Annotated in this window: 15 protein-coding genes and 1 tRNA gene; 8 read left to right on the top strand and 8 right to left on the bottom strand. The window is 47.4% G+C overall.

Annotated features, from left to right (window positions below; all coding sequences use genetic code 11):
* Positions 1-13 precede the first annotated feature (13 nt).
* A complete protein-coding gene (mgtE, locus tag AY633_RS02580) occupies positions 14-1,384 on the top strand; it encodes a magnesium transporter (RefSeq protein WP_068486236.1) in 1,371 nt (456 codons plus the stop codon).
* 99 nt (positions 1,385-1,483) lie between these two features.
* Positions 1,484-2,254, top strand: a complete 771-nt coding sequence (gene fabI, locus AY633_RS02575; RefSeq protein WP_068486232.1) for an enoyl-ACP reductase FabI — start codon at positions 1,484-1,486, stop codon at positions 2,252-2,254.
* A 46-nt stretch (positions 2,255-2,300) separates the two neighbouring features.
* Here fabI and AY633_RS02570 read toward each other — a convergent pair whose 3' ends face one another.
* The 3 genes from AY633_RS02570 to AY633_RS02560 form a co-directional block, all read right to left on the bottom strand.
* A complete protein-coding gene (locus tag AY633_RS02570; RefSeq protein WP_068486230.1) occupies positions 2,301-2,729 on the bottom strand; it encodes a GNAT family N-acetyltransferase in 429 nt (142 codons plus the stop codon).
* The gene (locus AY633_RS02565) at positions 2,730-3,248 is read right to left on the bottom strand and encodes a YjcG family protein (RefSeq protein WP_068486225.1); all 519 of its coding nucleotides are present in this window, start codon (positions 3,246-3,248) and stop codon (positions 2,730-2,732) included. It abuts the gene before it with no gap.
* Positions 3,249-3,324: 76 nt separating this feature from the next.
* Positions 3,325-4,047 (bottom strand): alpha/beta hydrolase, encoded by a 723-nt coding sequence (locus tag AY633_RS02560; protein WP_068486223.1) that lies wholly within the window; start codon positions 4,045-4,047, stop codon positions 3,325-3,327.
* Positions 4,048-4,154: 107 nt separating this feature from the next.
* On the opposite strand from AY633_RS02560, the gene AY633_RS02555 reads away from it, so the two are divergent.
* The 4 genes from AY633_RS02555 (at position 4,155) to AY633_RS02540 (ending at position 8,470) form a co-directional block, all read left to right on the top strand.
* Positions 4,155-4,739: a phosphatidylglycerophosphatase A family protein gene (locus AY633_RS02555; protein WP_068486221.1), complete on the top strand. Its 585-nt coding sequence runs from the start codon at positions 4,155-4,157 to the stop codon at positions 4,737-4,739.
* 129 nt (positions 4,740-4,868) lie between these two features.
* Entirely contained in the window at positions 4,869-5,846 is a 978-nt protein-coding gene (locus AY633_RS02550) for a TAXI family TRAP transporter solute-binding subunit (RefSeq protein ID WP_068486219.1), read from the top strand.
* A 76-nt stretch (positions 5,847-5,922) separates the two neighbouring features.
* Positions 5,923-6,444, top strand: coding sequence for a DUF1850 domain-containing protein (locus AY633_RS02545; RefSeq protein WP_068486217.1), 522 nt, complete (start codon positions 5,923-5,925; stop codon positions 6,442-6,444).
* Entirely contained in the window at positions 6,437-8,470 is a 2,034-nt protein-coding gene (locus tag AY633_RS02540; protein WP_068486215.1) for a TRAP transporter permease, read from the top strand. Before AY633_RS02545 ends, AY633_RS02540 begins: the two co-directional genes overlap by 8 nt.
* Before the next feature lie 363 nt (positions 8,471-8,833).
* On the opposite strand, the gene AY633_RS02530 is transcribed toward AY633_RS02540, so the two are convergent.
* The 4 genes from AY633_RS02530 to AY633_RS16530 all read right to left on the bottom strand — a co-directional run bounded on the left by AY633_RS02530 (position 8,834) and on the right by AY633_RS16530 (position 10,523).
* Positions 8,834-8,906 (bottom strand) — tRNA-Val (locus AY633_RS02530).
* Between the two features lie 98 nt (positions 8,907-9,004).
* Positions 9,005-9,511 (bottom strand): hypothetical protein, encoded by a 507-nt coding sequence (locus AY633_RS02525; protein WP_068486212.1) that lies wholly within the window; start codon positions 9,509-9,511, stop codon positions 9,005-9,007.
* Positions 9,512-9,528: 17 nt separating this feature from the next.
* Entirely contained in the window at positions 9,529-10,245 is a 717-nt protein-coding gene (locus AY633_RS02520) for a thermonuclease family protein (RefSeq protein WP_068486209.1), read from the bottom strand.
* A gap of 140 nt (positions 10,246-10,385) precedes the next feature.
* Positions 10,386-10,523 carry a hypothetical protein gene (locus AY633_RS16530; RefSeq protein ID WP_171900899.1) on the bottom strand — a complete coding sequence of 46 codons (138 nt, stop codon included), beginning with the start codon at positions 10,521-10,523 and terminating at the stop codon, positions 10,386-10,388.
* A 98-nt stretch (positions 10,524-10,621) separates the two neighbouring features.
* Here AY633_RS16530 and AY633_RS02515 point away from each other — a divergent pair, with 98 nt between their 5' ends.
* Both AY633_RS02515 and AY633_RS02510 read left to right on the top strand, forming a co-directional pair.
* Complete coding sequence (locus AY633_RS02515) at positions 10,622-11,566, top strand: Gfo/Idh/MocA family protein (protein ID WP_068487847.1); 945 nt, start codon at positions 10,622-10,624, stop codon at positions 11,564-11,566.
* The gene (locus AY633_RS02510) at positions 11,563-12,951 is read left to right on the top strand and encodes an aldehyde dehydrogenase (RefSeq protein ID WP_068486207.1); all 1,389 of its coding nucleotides are present in this window, start codon (positions 11,563-11,565) and stop codon (positions 12,949-12,951) included. The genes AY633_RS02515 and AY633_RS02510 overlap by 4 nt, the downstream gene beginning before the upstream one ends.
* Positions 12,952-13,034: 83 nt before the next feature.
* On the opposite strand, the gene AY633_RS02505 is transcribed toward AY633_RS02510, so the two are convergent.
* Positions 13,035-14,606, bottom strand: coding sequence for an ATP-binding protein (locus AY633_RS02505; RefSeq protein ID WP_068486205.1), 1,572 nt, complete (start codon positions 14,604-14,606; stop codon positions 13,035-13,037).
* Positions 14,607-14,640: the final 34 nt, after the last annotated feature.

Genomic DNA, 14,640 nt, shown 5'->3' with positions numbered 1-14,640 from the left:
GGAGGGAGTATACATGATGGAAGAAACGAAGATCCGTGATGAAGAATTAAATGAAGAATTGATGCATGAACTGCTGCAGCAAGGGGATGTGGAAGCATTCCGAGAAGAGTTTTTATCCCACCATCCATACGACCAGGCAAGCTTTTACGAAAAAGCGGAAGGCGAAACGAGGCAATTGCTCTATCAGTATCTCTCTCCGAAAGAAATGGCGGATATTTTTGAAGCCATTGAAGTAGATGACGACGAATACGAAGATTTGTTTAAGGAAATGGATACGCGCTATGCATCAGATATCTTGGCCTATATGTACACAGATGATGCAGTTGACGTACTGAATGAATTGAATAAAGATCAAGTCGCCAGCTATTTGACGATTATGGATAAGGATTCCGCACAGCAAATTAAGGACTTGCTGCATTACGAAGAGTATACGGCGGGATCGATCATGACGACAGAGTTTGTCGCCATTCCGAAAAACTCAACCGTGCGTTCTGCCATGAATATCCTGCGCAATGCCGCGCCGAATGCCGAAACCATTTACTATGTCTTTGTCATCGACGAAGACCGTAAATTATCCGGTATTGTGACCTTGCGTGATTTAATCGTAGCTGATGAAGACACGTTAATTGGGTCCATCATGAATGACCGGGTCGTCAGCGTCCAAGTGAGCGAAGATCAGGAAGAAGTCGCGCGCATGATCAAGGACTACGACTTTCTCGCTCTGCCGGTCGTCGATTTCCAGGATCACCTGCTCGGCATCATCACGGTCGATGATATCATCGACGTGTTGGATGAAGAGGCGTCCGATGACTACTCTAAACTAGCCGCCGTCTCCGACATGGATACCTTTGACAGGGGGCCATTGACAGCTGCGAAGAAACGCTTGCCGTGGCTTATTTTGCTGACATTTCTCGGTATGATAACTGCAAACTTGATGGGCATGTTCGAAGCGACGCTCGATCAAGTAGCGCTGCTCGCCGTGTTTATCCCGCTGATTGCCGGTATGGCTGGGAATAGCGGTACGCAAGCGCTTGCTGTGGCTGTGCGTGGTATTGCGACAGGGGACATCGAGGAAGAAAGCAAGATGAAGTTATTGTTCCGTGAAGCGGGGACTGGCCTGATCACAGGCGTCATTTGCGGTGTTGTGGTCGTGGGGCTTGTTTATTTTTGGAAATCGGAGTTGGTGATTGGGATGCTGGTCGGCACAGCAGTGGCAAGTTCAATTTTTGTCGCGACACTAGCCGGTTCGTTTATTCCGTTATTGATTCACCGCATGAAAATCGACCCTGCTGTAGCATCCGGACCATTTATCACTACGTTGAACGATATCATTTCCATTCTCATTTATTTAGGTTTGGCGACGACTTTCCTAACGAATCTATAGGCAATAAGCAAAATGAAGAAGATCCTAGAAAGTGCAATTGCACTTTCTTTTTTTATGAGGTAATATTAGTACCAGGTAATAATATTAGGAGGTTGAACTATGTCGATTTCATTAAAAGATAAAACATACGTTATCATGGGTGTCGCTAATAAGCGCAGCATTGCATGGGGAATTGCGCGTTCATTGGATGCTGCTGGAGCGAATTTGATTTTTACATATGCAGGGGAGCGTTTTGAAAAATCAGTGCGTGACTTGGTGGCGACACTTGATGGCAATCACGAGCAAATTTTGCCTTGTGATGTGACAAGTGATGAAGACGTCGAAAAATGCTTCCACACCATCGAAGAAAATAACGGCAAAATTGACGGGCTTGCGCATTGCATCGCATTCGCAAAAACGGAAGAATTGTCAGGGGATTTTTCGGATACATCGCGTGAAGGCTTCCTATTGGCGCATAATATCAGTTCTTACTCATTGACGATTGTTTCGAAATACGCGAAACCGTTGATGTCAGAAGGCGGCAGCATCGTAGCCTTGACTTACATTGGTGGAGAACGCGTCATGCCGAACTATAATGTCATGGGTGTGGCGAAAGCTTCACTCGAAATGTCTGTCCGTTATTTGGCAGCAGATCTCGGGAAGTATGATATTCGCGTCAATGCGATTTCATCGGGCCCTATTCGCACCTTGTCTTCTAAAGGCGTCAGCGATTTCAACTCGATTTTGCGTGAAATCGAAGAAAAAGCCCCGCTTCGCCGCAATACGACACCTGAAGAAGTCGGCGACACGGCCGTGTTCTTGTTCAGCAATATGTCTCGCGGCATCACCGGAGAAGTGTTGCACGTCGACAGCGGCTACCACGTATTGTAAAAAGGCATAACAAAAACCCTTCCAGATTTTCCGGAAGGGTTTTTTGTTATAGCGTTTTTTCCATTTGTCGATGCGGAATGCCAGCGTCCATGAATTCAGGTGATACCACATCATAGCCAAGGCGTTCGTAAAAGGAAATGGCATGGCTTTGAGAGTTAAGCTGTAAGCGGAAATAGCCGATTGACCGAGCATATTCCTCGAGTTGTTCCATTAGCTCTGCCCCAAAATGGTGCCCTCGGTATTCTGCTAACACACAGACCCGCTCGACTTTTCCAACGCCCTGTTCATACTCGCGAATGCGGGCGGCAGCGATCGGCTGTTCCAGTTCATAACCGATAAAATGAGTTGCGCTGTCGTCATGCTCATCCATCTCGACATGAAGGGCAACGCCTTGCTCATCGACGAACACTTTTCGGCGAATATCAAAAGCCTGTTCTTTTTCCAGTTCAGTTTCAGCGATTTTCACTTTTTGCAATTAAGCTTCATCTCCTGACAAACGGAAGGTGTCGAAGACCGTCCATGAACCATCTTCTAACTGGTAGAGCAAGTGGACACGGTCGATCGTCTCTGCATGGTCAATGCCAGCCATTTTCAATTGGCCGTACACATCAGCATGCTCCGAATCCGATAGTTTTTGTGCGATGGTAATATGGGGCACAAATGGATGGTCCGGCATACCGCCGAGAAAATCAGAATGGAGGTCTTCGTGAAGATCCAATAGTTCTTTAGATGGCTCGATTTTGAAGTATAAAGCGTTCGTCACCGGGGTAAACGTGCTGACACGCGTTGCGTGAATACGGAATGGCTTTTGGCGTTTGGCAATGTTGCCGAGTTCTTTAACCATTGCTTTTACTTCCGAGTCATCCGCTTCAAAAGGCCCTTTTAATGTAATATGGGGCGTGATCAACTCATAATGCGGGTCATAGCGCTTCCGGTAGGAATTCGCCAAATCTTGTAGTTTTTTTGATGGAAATGCTGCAATACCATATTTCATAATCAATAGACCTCCTCATCTAATAAATGTGCTTCTCTTCAATTATATCAAATTGTGCGCTTTGTTACTTGAAAGCCTACATGCCGAAATTCATCAGCAAGGCCCGCTTCAGGTCAGGCTGCCAGAATTTCCATGTATGGTCTCCTTTGAATTCTTCGTAAAACAGGGAAAACCCTTTATTTTTCATCAACTCATTCAACTCGCGGTTCGGCGTTAGAAAATCGGCAGTTTCTCCATTGGTTAGCTTCACGCTTGTTTCTTCCGATCCGATGACGTGATAGACCGTAAATGAATTGTTCATCGAAAAGTTTTCGACCGCCTTCATCATTTCCGGTCCAACTTTCGGCGACTGAAGGATAACGCGCCCAAAAATATTCGGGTATTTGAGCGCTGCCATCAGAGAGACGGTCGCTGCCAGCGAATCACCAATCAATGTCCGCCCCATGCCTACTTGGTAGCTAGGATAGTTTTCATCGAGATAAGGCGCTAGCTCATGTGCAAGAAAACGCAAATAAGCGCCATGCTGTTCGCCGGTCGGTTCGTATTTTCGATTGCGGTCTTCTACGCTTTTATAAGGAATGCCGACGAAGATAATATTTTCGATTTCCTGATTTTCCAGCAGTTCATCGACGACGCGAGGAACACGTCCAAGCTGGAAATAATCCTTGCCGTCGGATGCGATGACGAGGCTGTATTTATAGAGGGGAGAATAGTTTGCCGGCAAGTGGACGAGCACTTGCATCTCTTCTCCCAAGGCGTCGCTATAGAGCGTGAAATCTTCTACGCTTCCTCTGTTCATGGTGTTGCCTCCTTCAAAATTCTATTGTACAAAAATTGTAACATATTCCCCTACGCAAGGTATAATGGACAGGAAGACAAATCCAAATAGAGAGAGGGGTTGGCATCATGGATGGAGGACATTTCCGTGTGCATTCAGAAGAAGTAACCAAAGCAACCCATGAAGCTTTGGAAAGAAGAGGTGTCAAGATTCAAGATATTGCAGAAATTGTGTTGGAAATGCAATTGCCTTTTAATGAAGGACTTACAATAGAACATTGTGCCGAATCGGTCGAAAGTGTCTTGCGTAAGCGCGAAATGCAGCATGCCCTCCTAGTCGGCATAGAACTCGATGAACTAGCGGAGCAAGGGAAATTGTCCCAGCCGATTCAACAAATCATCGGTTCAGACGAAGGCTTGTTTGGCGTGGATGAAATGATCGGACTCGGCGCAGTGCTTACGTATGGCAGCATCGCCGTGACAACATTTGGCCATCTGGATAAAAACAAAACCGGCATCATCCATAAGCTTGATACGAAATATGGAGGGCAAGTCCACACCTTCCTCGATGACCTTGTATCGAGCGTCGCCGCCTGTGCTTCAGCACGTATCGCACACCGTACGCGCGACTTAGAGGAAGAAGGGCGAAGCTTCGAAGATTTGAAACCGGAAGAGACGACACCCGAAACTCACGTGCCTGGAGCAGAAATATAAAAAAAGGGTTTTATTGCCATAAATTTGGTTTGAAACCGATTCCATTGGAAAAAATTAAATTGACAGATGGACAGAAAGTCATGGTATTATGAAGAATGAAAGAAACTATAGATAAAGGGAGGCCGATTTATGTTAAACAAAAAGTTTGGATTCTATGCGACTGTCGCATTGGCCGGATCCGTATTTCTAGCAGGCTGCGGAGACGATGCAGCGACTGAGGGCGAAGGCGGCGGAGCAGCTGAGCCGGAATTCATTAGTGTGTTGACTGGTGGAACAACAGGAACTTACTATCCGCTAGGCGGGGCGATGGCGACGATCATCGAAAATGAAACAGGCATCGATACGACTGCTGAAGTCTCACAGGCTTCTGCAGCCAATATGACATCACTTGCTGATGGCACAGGCGAAATCGCTTTTGTGCAGACAGATACGGCTTTCTACGCATCTGAAGGTTCGAACATGTTCGAAGGGGAAGTTATCGACAGCGTATCTGCTATCGGAGCACTTTACCCAGAAACAATCCAGATCGTCACGACTGAAGGATCAGGCGTCACGGCGTTTGAAGACTTGGCTGGCAAATCCGTATCCGTTGGCGCACCTGGTTCAGGTACGTATATCAACGCGGAACAATTGCTTGAAATCCACGGCATGACGATGGACGATATCGACGCACAGAACTTGGACTTCGGCGAGTCGCAGGAAAGCTTGCAATCGGGCCAAATTGACGCAGCATTCATTACAGCTGGAACGCCGACTGGGGCAGTTGAAAGCTTGAGTGCTACTTCTGATGTAAACATCGTTCCTGTTGCAGCTGATAAAGCGGCAGAACTAATCGAGAAATACCCATACTATGCTGAAGATGTTGTTCCATCTGGCACTTATGGATTGACTGAAGAAGTTCCGACAGTCTCTGTTTTGGCTATGCTAGTTGTTCAAAATGATATTTCTGAAGATACAGTGTATGACATTACGAAAGCTATTTACGAAAATACAGATCAAATCCAACATGCAAAAGCTGAGTTCATCAAAGCAGAAACAGCTCTTGATGGCATCGGGATTGACATCCATCCTGGCGCTCAGCGTTACTTCGACGAAGTAAACGAATAAGAATTGATCAGAATAACAGGCGATAAAGCGCAAGCTTTATCGTCGTTATTTATTTTTTGTCGTTAGGGGGACCATCTTGCAGAATAAAAAAGTTCTCAAAATCCTTCTTATGTTAACCATCCTCACCCTTATTTGCTCCGCACTTTTCTTCATCCCATATGAGAAACACTTCGTCTTCATCGATTCGGAAACAAATGAAGTGACAGCGCGCGTTCCAGTTGTTGAAGAGCGCTTTAAGATTCGCTATACGCATTCGATCCATTTATCGGATGTCATCGAAAGTTACCGCCTTGATGAGGACGGGCAATTGGTGATGACAGAACTTGAATACGAAGATTTCAATATCGGCATGCCGTCGAATGCAGGAGAAGGGGAGCGCTTTGTCGAAAAGGACGGGAAATACTTTATTCAAGATATGAAGCGGAAACTGCCCGAATTCCGATTGCTAGTCGGGGATGTGGACGCGGAACTCGCTTTCCTTATCGCAGGAAAAGAACTCGACTTGAAGAAGAGTTTGGAAAGAGGCAAGATTTACACTTTCCGTGCCCAGCGCCTTTCCATTTATCAGCAATTAGAAGGAGTGAACATCTATGAGTGATAAATTATCGCCAGAAGAAAGAGAAGAAAAAAAACTTCCACCAGAAGATGAGAGCCATATCTCGGAGGAAAAGCAAAAAGAAATTCTTCAGAAATACGATCCGGAGTCGAACACCCGTGATCTATCGGGCATCATCAAACATGTCGTGTTTTTCGGGCTGTTAGCGTTTTCCTTGTTTCAATTGTATACCGCCATTTTCGGCCAGTACACAGCGTACATCCAGCGCTCGGTCCACTTAGGATTTGCGCTGTCGCTCATTTTCATCTTGTTCCCGATGCGCCGCCGGAAAGGCGAGCGCCATAAAGTGGCTTGGTACGATTACATACTCGCTTTATTATCTATCGGTATCGGGGCTTATTGGCCGATCATGTATGATGATTTGGTATTCCGAATCGGCCGTGTGACGGAACTTGACTTGATTGTCGGAATTTTAGCTGTCATTCTGACACTAGAAGCAACGCGTCGGGCCGTCGGGATGCCGATTACAGTCATCGGCATTCTGTTTTTAACCTACGGATTCTTCGGCCCGTATTTCCCAGGATTCTTGCGCCACCGCGGCCAGGATTTGGATTCCTTAATCCAGTTGATGTTCTATACAACGGACGGAATTCTTGGTACACCGATCGGGGTTTCTGCGACGTTTATCTTTACGTTCCTATTATTTGGTTCGTTCTTGGTCAAGACAGGGGTCGGGCAATATTTTAATGACCTTGCCGTGTCATTGGCCGGGAATTTGACTGGGGGGCCGGCAAAAGTGGCCATTTTCTCCAGTGCCCTGCAAGGGACCATTTCAGGAAGTTCGGTCGCAAACGTCGTAACATCGGGATCTTACACGATTCCGATGATGAAAAAGCTTGGATATAAGAAAGAATTTGCTGGCGGCGTTGAAGCCGCAGCTTCTACAGGCGGCCAGTTGATGCCACCAATCATGGGCGCGGCAGCGTTCCTGATGGTTGAATTCATCGGCGGCGTCACGTACTGGGAAATCGCCAAAGCCGCGGCGATTCCAGCACTGTTGTACTTTACAGGTGTTTGGATCATGACGCATTTCGAGGCGAAGCGAATCGGCTTGAAAGGCCTATCGCCTGAAGAAATGCCAGATCGCAAAGAAGTTTTGAAGAAGATTTATCTGTTGACGCCAATTCTTGCTATTATCTTGTTCTTGCTAGTCGGAATTCCGACGATGCAAGCGGCTTTATATGGTATTTTGCTGACGATTTTCGTCAGTGCTTTCAATAAAGAAACACGCCTTGGCTTTAAAGACATCATCAATGCGCTTGTAGATGGCGCCAGAACGGCACTCGCCGTTGCTGCGGCAACTGCTACCGCAGGTATTATCGTCGGAGTCGTCGTTAAAACAGGTCTCGGCTTGTCATTGGCAAACGGCCTTGTCTCGGCATCTGGCGGCAATGTGCTCTTGACATTGTTCTTCACGATGCTTGCAGCAATTGTGCTTGGCATGGGTTCACCGACTACGGCAAACTATGTTATCACGTCTACTATTGCCGCTCCTGCCATCATTACCTTATTGATGGTCGATGAGCCTGCTGGTGCTGCTGTACCGATTGTTGTTGCCTTATCTGCGCATTTATTCGTTTTCTATTTCGGAATCATCGCAGATATTACGCCCCCGGTTGCGCTCGCAGCTTTTGCAGCTTCCGGTATTTCAGGCGGAGAGCCAATACGGACTGGGTTCAATGCGGCGAAGTTAGCCATTGCAGCATTTATCATTCCGTATATGTTCGTCTTGTCACCAGAACTATTGATGATTGACACGACCTGGACCGAATTGATCTGGGTGTTGATTACGGCTATTTCCGGAATGATCGCTATTGGTGCCGGGTTAATCGGGTATTGGTACCGCAAGCTCAATTGGATTGAGCGAATCATCACATTTGTGACAGGAATTGCCTTGATTTACCCGGAAGGATTCACGGATCTGATCGGGGCGGCAGTCTTTATCATCTTGTTTGCAATCCAATGGATGTCGAGAGAGAAAAAGACCAAAAAAGCTCAAACAGCATAATAAAAAAAGGGGGCTGTCTCATAAGTCCCTAAAATAAAACAGACGGAGAAAAAATTCTTTTTCTCCGTCTGTTTTTGATTTATCGGTGAGGCACCTGAGGGTAGTCGGCTGATGGGAATGGAGACGGCGACTCCAGCGGGAACAGTGACTGAGCTAAGCGAAGGAGCGACGCGAGCCGAAGACCCTAGACTGAGCGAAGCGAGGGAAGCGGCTAAGGCCGTGCCCGCGGAAAGCGTCCGTCGAAATGGACATCAGCCATTTCTTTTGAAGAAAAGAGACTGCCCCTTTTTTGTTTCGGGAAATAACAAAAAACACCATCCGGATAACCGGATGGTGTGGGTGCAGCGCGTAGCATGCATTTGATGATTCCTACTGGGCTCGAACCAGCGACCTCTACCCTGTCAAGGTAGCGCTCTCCCAGCTGAGCTAAGGAATCGCAATCTCAAGGACATTTATTATTATATATCCCCGTTTTAAAAAAGACAATAGCTTTTGTGAAAAAACTTTTAGCTTTTTTAAAACGGCCTCTTTTTCTTAGCTATCCAAGAAAATGCTCCATTCAACGGTCGTTCGATTTCCAATCACAGACCAGCATTCTATGGCTGCGCCCGTTCCGTCCAGCGGGTTAAACTCCAACGCCAGCCTGGCAAACAGCGGCCCCCAAAAAGGAGCCGGGATTTTACTGATGAGCGGGATGCGGGGCGGCCAAGGAAGTTCAAGCCCGGATTGGAATCCATGGCCCGCCAACTTCAGCGAGTTGTATAGTTCGTCGAGTGCTACGGTGGGCTGGACCTGCAAGTAAAATCGCTCGCCGTTTTTTGAAAACCCGATATCGCTGGCATGAAAAGCAATCGCCTGGGTACTTTCGGCAATCGGTTGTAACGCCGCTTTTAGTTGCAGCGGGGCGGTCTGTTCAAAAGCCAGCAACGGGATGTGCGGCAATTGCAGCGCCGTGTTGGCATTCGGCTGGCGCAGCTGTCTTTGCAGGTGTTCAATTGTTGCGGAGCTGCGGTAATCAAGGCGCAGGACAAGCAATTGCATCGTATTCCTCCTCTTCTTTATTGGCCGGAACTGCGGAAGCCGGCGTCTCTGGCTTGTTGTTCTGTGCAAAACCACTCTTCGGGATTGGTCCCCTCGTAGGAAGGGGCGCCGGGCATATGATAGATTTTATTGCCGCTCCGGTTGATATTGCCTTTGATGCGGCAGTCGTCATCCGTATCGATGCTAGTTGCTTCTGTTTGTTGATATGCATCTGCATTGAATCCGCGATCTGTCGAATAATTTTCAAATTCCCAAATGCCAATTTCTGCATCTTTCGCTTCGGCTTCGGCCTCACGGAATTGATCGACATAGCGCGTGTTCGGCGGGAAAACATAAGCGACACGAGCGAATCCTTCTTCAAGCAATTGTTCCTGTACGCTCTCCCCATCCGCGTAAAAATACGCGAGTAAGCGATCATAGTCGTCAAAGCGGTCGCCGTCATCGAACTCAATTTCGATTTGCTCTGCCTGCTCAATCAATTCACGGTTGCGCTCTGTCGCTTCTTGGCCGAGTGGCTGCTCGCCGAACCTAGGATGATTGGTTTCCGGTGTGTCGACTAGTAAATAACGCACCGTCGTTTCTTGGCCTTCATAGATGATCTTAACCGTGTCCCCATCAATGACTTCCGTGATTTCTACAGCCACCCTGCCGTCAGTGTCCGCGGTATCGGTCGCACCGGGAAAAGTACAGCCTGACAATAATAGCAAGCTGATGAGTAAGGTGAATGGTTTCATGGCAATCCCTGCTTTCTATATCGAATTATAGCGAAAACCATTGCAAGCGACAATGCACGGGCCGGATTCCATAAAAAAGCGCTTGCTCCGCATTATTCCGGATCAAGCGCTGCTATGTACATGCGAATTGTTTAGGCATTTTATTGTTCCAATGTACTTGTGGATTCTCCGAAGTATAACAGGCTGTCTTCATTGATTGTTTCTAGCTTTTCTTTGTCGACGCCCATTTCCAATGTGCCCGTAAAAATCGGCTCCCACCAGTTTTTCTGTTCGTTCATGATGATTCCTCCCATTCTTTCCGAATGTAATTGTTTGACTATTCTATACCCCACAAGGTTACACTTATAAACAATGAAATGAAAAAGGAGCGATGGCTTTGATAGCGATTGGAATTATAGGCGCTGGAATCGTAGGGGAACGCATCATCAAACAAATCCAGCAAAACGACGTAGCACAGATTAAAGCCGTTTATGACACCAATGTGGACAGACTAAACTTTATCGAACAGCAATACGGTATACCGGTCACCAATTCTTTAGACGAATTGTTCCAAGCCGACATTGACTGGGTGTATATTGGCACGCCGCCGAACAGCCATGCCGAGCTTGCAGAAACTGCAGCGAGAAGGGGGCTGCACATTTTGTGTGAAAAGCCACTTGCCCATGACGCGCAGGCAGCCCAAGCGATGGCGGAATCTGCGACAAACAACCGAGTCCACACTGCTATGCATTTTCCGTTGATGTATTCGCCAATTGTGCGCGACATGGCTATTCGCATTAAAAGTGGTGATATTGGCAAAATTCGCCGCATCGAATTGCACACCGTCTTTCCTGTGTGGCCGCGTACGTGGCAGCAAAATCCATGGATCGGCTCAAGAGATCAGGGAGGCTTTGTCCGCGAAGTGTTCCCTCATTACCTCCAGTTGATGCACCGCCTGTTCGGCACATTGGAGATTGCAGCGCATCAAGCGGATTTTCCGGAAGACACTGGAAAATGCGAGACCGGGCTCATTGCCCATGGCAAGACTCAACAAGGATCGCCGTTTCTACTGTCCGGCATGAGTGGTGCCGGGCAAACGGAGTTGCTGCAATTCAAAGTGTACGGAGAAGATGGTGTGCTGACGCTTGAAAACTGGTCGCGTTTGTACCGGGAAGAACAAGGAAAAACACGTGTGGAAGTGCAAACGGAAACAATCGTGCCTTCGCTATTTGAAGAAATGGAAGAACAATCGACGTTTCTCGTCGGTTTCGATGAGGGATTAGTCGTTCAGCGATACATTGATCAATTATTGCAAGAACCTACAGGAGGTAATCAATCGTGAATTTTACAGCAAATGACGTAGAGGATATGATCGCCGACCAACGCGGCTATTATTTTACAGGTGTAACAAAATCAGCGGATTTCCGTATCGCCCAGTTGCAGCGTTTGAAATCAGCTATTCAAGCTCATGAAGATGATATTATCGAAGCCTTACAAATCGACCTTGGCAAAAGTGAGTTCGAAGGGTATGCGACAGAAGTGGGCTTTGTGCTCGATAGCATTGGCTATATGACAAAGCACCTCGAAGACTGGATGAAGCCTGAGCAAGTAAAAACACCGATTCATTTGCAACCGGCAAAAAGTTTTGTCATTCGTGAACCGTATGGATCGGTGCTCGTCATCGGTCCGTTCAATTATCCGTTTCAATTGGTAATGGAGCCGCTTATCGGCGCATTGGCATCCGGGAACTGTGCCGTCGTCAAGCCGTCAGAGGCGACGCCGAATGTTGCGCGTATTCTGCGTACAATATTAGAAGAAAGTTTCCAACCTCATTATGTGAGAGTAGTGGAAGGAGAGCGTGAGGAAGTGACGGCGCTGATCCACGCATCGTTCGATTATATTTTCTTTACGGGCAGCGTGCCTGTCGGAAAAGTGGTCATGAAAGCGGCATCCGAGCGGCTGACACCTATTACCTTGGAACTTGGTGGCAAAAGCCCAGCAATTGTTGACCAGACAGCCAACCTGGAGCTTGCGGCGAAGCGCATCGCCTGGGGCAAATTCATGAACACTGGCCAGACTTGTGTGGCGCCCGATTATATTTGTGTCCACGAATCGGTAAAAGACGCGTTTATGAAAGTGTTCATCGAGACGATTCGTAAATTTTACGGCGACAATGCTCAAGACAGCCCAGATTACGGTCGCATCGTTAACGTCAAGCATCACGACCGGCTGACGGAAATTCTTGAGAAGGAACGTACGAATATCGTTTACGGCGGTGATTTTGACCGTGCTGACCGCTATATCGAACCGACCTTGATCGATGGCGTCACATGGGACAGTCCGTCGATGGAAGATGAATTGTTCGGGCCAGTTCTGCCGGTTATCACTTACAACGACTTGCCAAAATTACTCGGTGAGATTCGCCGATTGCCGAAACCACTGGCTGCCTATATGTTTTCAGAGAACGACCGGGCCGTCCGGTTCTTCTTGGATCAATTGCCATTTGGCGGAGGTTGCATCAACGACACTGTTTCGCACGTCGGCAGCGTCTATCTACCATTTGGTGGAGTCGGGTCTTCTGGCTTGAACTCCTATCATGGGAAAGCAAGCTTTGAGACCTTTACGCATGCCAAATCAATCGTCAAAAAGTCGACAAAATTATCGACCAATTTGACATTCCCTCCGTATAAAAACAAAGCAAAATGGATCCGGACAGTATTGAAGTAAAAAGCGTACTTTAGCTTTGTGGAATGGTGAAAAAAAGTAAAGAGACAAAAAAGCCTCCCGCCATTCAGGCGGGAGGCTTTTCGTTAGGATGCAGAAGTAAGCGGCAACGTGACAACGACGCAGGCGCCTTGTTCTTCGGTACTTGCGATCGCTAAGCTGCCGCCATGTTCTTGCGCTATCTTTTGAGAAACTAATAGACCAAGCCCGGTTCCCGTAGCTTTTGTCGTATAAAACGGTTCGAATACCCGTTCTGCGAGTTGCGGCGGAATGCCGGGCCCATCGTCTTTAAAAGAGATCTTCAGTCGTGCGCCTTCGAGATGGGCAGTTATTTTCAAAATGCCGCCGTGTTCCATCGCTTCGATTGCATTCTTTAGAATATTGATGAACACTTGCTTTAAGTGATGCTCTTCACCCTCCGCGAAAAATGGCCCCGAGACATCTGCTTTGACCGAAATATGATGAAGCACGAATTCAGGCCCGAACAAAAAAATACATTCATCGAGAATTTTGCCGATATCGAGCCGTTTCTTTTGGGAAGCTTGCGGTTTCGCCAGAATCAGAAATTCACTGATGATCAAATTGATGCGGTCTAGCTCTGATTGCATCAGGGAAGTATAGCTCGGGTAGCGGTGATTCGGGTCGTTGTGCATCATCTGGACAAAACCTGAAATGACGGTCATTGGATTCCGGATCTCATGGGCTACCCCGGCGGCGATTTCACCCGCCATTTTCAGTTTTTCCGTTTGCAAGAGCATCCGTTCAGTCTCTTTCCGATAACTGATATCACGGGAAATGACGGAAGTTGCGATGACCTCTCCGTGTGAATCGAAAATCGGCGATAAGGTGATCTGGGCAGGAAAGCGCGTGCCGTCATGTTTGATGTCTTCTGTTTCTAGCGTGAAGCTTTCGCCTTGACGGACTTTTTCTGCGCGCAGCTCTGCCTCTTCGGCACGTTCCGGCGGGTAAAGGGGAATGATTTTGCCGAGGCAGCTTTCGGCAGTCCAGCCGTATAATTCCACAAAGGCGGGATTGATGGCGATGATGCGCCCTTCGAAGTCAAAAACGGCAATGGCGTCTTTCGCTGCTTGGAAGAACAAATCAAGATAGCCTTCTTTAGACGTGAGCGCTTTTTCCATCGAGGCATTGCGCAGTTCCAATTGACGCCAATAATTGCTGAAGTAAACGCTATGCAAAATCGTCAATAGCATGACCATCCCGAAAAACATCGTGACCGAAACAAGCATATACTCTAGTGAACCGCTTGACTGAAAGCGCCCGAAGAAGAATGCCAAGACACTTACTTCAGCAATGGTCAAAAGCGACAGGGCGAGGAGCGAACGGGTATCGTTATAGAGCGAAGCTGCCACGATCGGCAGGATGAAGTAAATGGCCGTAATAAATGACAGCGATTCGAACTGCAAGATCAATGTATAGGCATTTAATGCAAACAATATCGCAAAACGCAACCGGGAAGGGGCCAATTTCGTATATAGTAGAGTGAATAGGGCACAATAGGCGAGCATGCCGTATAAGGGCGCGATGATCGAAGCGTTAAAGTCGACAAAATAATTTAAGACCAAATGCGCCAGGCTGGCAAAGCCGAAAAGATGGATAAATAATTGATTGCGCTTGCGGGTTATCAGTGAGCGTTCCATAATTGCACCTCGTCATGCTAAGAGTCTTACTCAT

This window comes from Planococcus maritimus (assembly GCF_001592825.1).
GTDB classification, from domain to species: Bacteria; Bacillota; Bacilli; order Bacillales_A; family Planococcaceae; genus Planococcus; species Planococcus maritimus_C.
This window is presented reverse-complemented; position numbering and strand designations above follow the sequence as displayed.